Annotated in this window: 3 protein-coding genes and 1 pseudogene; 3 read left to right on the top strand and 1 reads right to left on the bottom strand. The window is 32.0% G+C overall.

Annotation, left to right across the window (positions count from 1 at the left end):
- Positions 1–276 precede the first annotated feature (276 nt).
- Positions 277–1,731, bottom strand: a complete 1,455-nt coding sequence (locus A3SG_RS0117720; protein WP_016991332.1) for a PLP-dependent aminotransferase family protein — start codon at positions 1,729–1,731, stop codon at positions 277–279.
- 418 nt (positions 1,732–2,149) lie between these two features.
- On the opposite strand from A3SG_RS0117720, the gene A3SG_RS0117715 reads away from it, so the two are divergent.
- The 3 genes and pseudogenes from A3SG_RS0117715 to A3SG_RS22545 form a co-directional block, all read left to right on the top strand.
- Positions 2,150–3,193: a succinylglutamate desuccinylase/aspartoacylase family protein gene (locus A3SG_RS0117715; RefSeq protein WP_016991331.1), complete on the top strand. Its 1,044-nt coding sequence runs from the start codon at positions 2,150–2,152 to the stop codon at positions 3,191–3,193.
- A gap of 121 nt (positions 3,194–3,314) precedes the next feature.
- Positions 3,315–3,710: a phage integrase SAM-like domain-containing protein gene (locus A3SG_RS22550; protein ID WP_016991330.1), complete on the top strand. Its 396-nt coding sequence runs from the start codon at positions 3,315–3,317 to the stop codon at positions 3,708–3,710.
- Between the two features lie 54 nt (positions 3,711–3,764).
- Positions 3,765–4,111: pseudogene (locus A3SG_RS22545) on the top strand (site-specific integrase); the annotation flags it as partial.

Here is a 4,111-nt window from a genome sequence, read left to right as displayed (position 1 = left end):
TTAATTATTTGTTTAATATCAAAATATAAATTGCTATTCAAAGGTTTTTAATTCTCTTTCCTGTGTCAATTTATATTTGGACCGTCTTAAACGTATTATGTATTGTCCAATGATGCAGTACTTAAAAAACAATATACAAGCTAGAATGATTGCTCAATATTTAATACAGTTTGTAAAAATAAGAAGCTAAACAATACCGGAGGAATAAGATGAGTTGTAAGCACCATTGCAAAAGTAGTATCTTTAATTTGTACTATAGATTTATCCACAAAGACTTTAACCAATAATGGAGTTAATAACTTTTGTTTTTTCTATCATTACTTTCATGTTAACAGAACTATATCCTATAACTAGACCTTCTTTTTTCTCTTTGGTAATGTAATAATTACTCAATGGATAAGCCGCTACATCCTCTTTCAAGAGTAATTCAAAAGCCGTTTTATCACTCAGACCGCTTTTAACTTTACCAATTAGATGTAGCCCTTCAAAAGATTCATCTATTTCTAAAGAATCATGAGTCTGATTTATAAATAGTTTCCTGCGCTCTCCTGCAATCTTCATAACATTCCTAATATGCTGATTTAGGAAATCTTTTTTTATAAATTGATGCATAATTTCTTGGTTTGAAGGACATATAAACCTAGTGGATTGATCAGAGATAGCCTTCATTGGATTAATTAGATACTTTGGTACAATTACATATGAAATTCCAAGAGAAGGGTGTAATAATTTATTAAAAGTCCCCTGATATATCACTCTGCTTTCTTGATCCAAACTAAATATTGAAGGAATTGGATTCACTAAATTACAAAATTCATGATCATGGTCCTCTTCAATAATTAATGAATTTCTTTTTGAGGCCCAATCTAACAATTCCAATCGCCTATTTAAGCTCATCTTAATACTGAGAGGAAATTGATTAGAGGGCGTGGTAATAATAAGTTTCACTTTCTTATCGTGTATCGAATTAATATTAATACCCTCACTGTCGATACTACAGGGTATTATTGATGCTTTTAAACTTTTAAATAACTTGTATGCTCTCGGATATGTTGGATTTTCCATTATTATTTTGTCATGCTTATCCAATAAAACATTTCCAATCAAATAAAGGGAGTGAATCGTACCCTGTACAATAAATATCTGCTGATAGTCACAATCAATATTCCTGTTTAGCTTTAAATATCCCGCAACACTTTGCCTCAATGATTCCAAGCCTTCGGTTGGATTGTTTGATAAAATTGAGGGGGTGCACTCTTTCCAATATGTTTTTGATAATGCACTCCACTTTTCGACAGGAAAAAGATCCAACGGCGGTAATCCAGGTCTAAATGCAATATTTTTCATAGAAAAATTATCCGATAATACGGGTTTGTTTTTTTGAAATGAAATTGCTTTTTTTGAAACTTTAGGATACTTTGCGCCATCTTTTAATGGCTTTTCAACTATTGCACTATCGTATATCGTGCTTGTTGTAGTGTAACCAGAACCTATTTTTGAAATAATATACTTTTCTAAAAGAAGCAGCTCATAGGTTTTTATAATGGTACTTCTTGATACTTTCAAATCAATAGCAAGTATTCTAGAGGACGGGATTTTTATATTCTCAGGAATAATACGCTTTATAATCGCCTCTTTTATAATATAATATAATCTCATGTATAATGATAAATCTGTTTTAGAACTCCAGTATTCGCTTGTGACAATAATTGATTTAAGGTTATAATACATAATTGGTATGCTTGCTATAATAATATTAGTATGTGCAAATTAGAAGATATTTAATAAATTCACTACTTATTTAACACTTAATAAAAATTTTGTTTAAAATCATGAGAAAATTGATATGACTTTATCAAAGAACAATAGTTTTGGAGCTACGATTTTAATTCTATTAATTACTGCTCTATGCAATATCAAACTTGAAGCCACTAAGAATTTTAGTATTACTCTGCAAATAACCAATTATTAGTAGATAACAGAATATATTTCTACTGATGCAACAACCTTTATCCTCATAGCATCACTATCTTTAGTAGAATTGTTTTTGTACTTTAGTGGTTTAAAAGTTGTTGTTTATGACTGACTTTTCTACATTTTATACTATCAATTTACACGTATGTCTTAATCATTCTAATACTATAAAATCATGAAATATTTTAAATATTTTGTTTTGACTCTTTTGATTCTCGTTTCTTTTTTAAGTTTTAGTCAAGAGATCGTTCCTATAATCAAAAATTTATCAGAGCTAGATAACAAGCATATCGGGGTTCGAAATTACTGGCTGGAAATGGGTACAAACACCTATAATTTTCCTATACTTATACCAGTTGTTGTAATTCAGGGTAGTTCCAATGGTCCAACTTTAGGACTAACCGCTGCCATACATGGGGATGAATTAAACGGCATACCTATTATCCACGAGTTGATATCATCAATCGACGCCAAGCGCTTAAAAGGCAGAGTTATTGCCATTCCTGGTGTAAATGCTTATTCTATACAAAATGATCAGCGCAGATTTATTGATGATGAAGATTTAAACAGAATTTTTCCAGGTAAGATTGATGGAGACAGAAGTCAACAATATGCTTATAAAATTAATGAAAGAGTGCTACCGTCATTCAATATTCATATAGATATGCATACTGCCAGTTTTGGCAGGGTTAACAGTATGTATGCTAGAGTTGACTCATCAAATGACACACTAAGAATACTTGCAAAACTACAACAGCCAGATATCATATTGAACAGCAAAGGAGCCTCTACTGTAGGCGCAAAGACTTCAAGTACTATGCGAGAAGAAGCTACTGCAAAAGGAAAGCAAAGTATTACTATTGAATATGGGAATCCTCAGGTATTCCAGGGAGAAATGACTGATAGAGGAGTTAAAGGAATTCTAAACACGCTAGCGTGGCTTAATATGTATGAAACTATCAATATAGATAAATTTGAAGATAACGCAATCTACTGTAAAAAATCATATTGGATATATATGGAAGAGGGCGGATTTTTAGACGTTCCTGTTGCTCTAAAACAACATTTGCAAAAAGGAGATAAATTTGCAACTGTAAGAAATGCTTTTGGTTCGATTATAAAAGAGTACTTTGCTCCAGAAGATGGTGTAGTCATTGGCAAGAGTACCAACCCTGCAAATATGAATGGAGGTAGAATAATCCACCTTGGAATTAAATAAGAGTAAAACGTATAATACCTCTTACTATTAAAAATAAAATCAAATATACTACATTTCATGCACTAAAAATTAAAAAGAAATTTTAGATTTTAATTCATTCAATTCACCGTACCGTAGTGTGATGAAATCTAAAATATATGACATTCAGATGGAATTAATCCATAAAAACATTCCGGTTACTGTAGATACTATCAAAAACAAAATCCTTGGAGGTGAAGAACGAAAACGAATGTTGGTTCCCATCTTCCAGGACCACAACAACAAAATCAAAGAATTGGTAGGTAAAGAATATGCACCAGGTACATTGAAGCGCTACAAGACCTCGTTAAAACATACGATCGATTTTCTGGCATGGAAATACAAAATATCCGATATCGAGATTGATAAAATAAATCATGCTTTTATAACCGATTATGAATTTTACTTGCGAAGTGTTAGGAACTGTGCCAATAACACCGCCGTGAAATACATCAAGAACTTCAGCAAAATCATCAAAATATGTTTGGCCAATAATTAGATTGACAGAAACCCTTTCAGCAACTACAAAGCTAAAGTAAGAGAAGTCGAACGTGTGTATTTATCAGAGGGAGAGATTCAGAATATCATCAACAAAGATTTCAAAACAGATAGATTATCATTGGTACGCGATATCTTCCTTTTCAGCTGCTTTACCGGTTTGGCTTACATTGATGTCAAAAACTTAATAAAGTCCCACATAAGCCTTGGTATTGACGGAGAAAAATGGATATTTACCCACCGCCAGAAAACAGAAACCGCTTCGAAGATTCCAATTCTTCCAATTACCCAAACGATTATTGATAAATACGAGGATCATCCGGAATGCTGCAATCAAAATAAATTATTACCCATTTTGAGCAACCAGAAAATGAATGCCTATTTAGGGTCTGCTGAAAAACT

Source organism: Flavobacterium sp. ACAM 123, assembly GCF_000264055.1.
Taxonomy (GTDB): Bacteria; Bacteroidota; Bacteroidia; order Flavobacteriales; family Flavobacteriaceae; genus Flavobacterium.
Note: the sequence above shows the minus strand (reverse complement) of the source record. Positions and strands in the feature narration are given on the sequence as shown.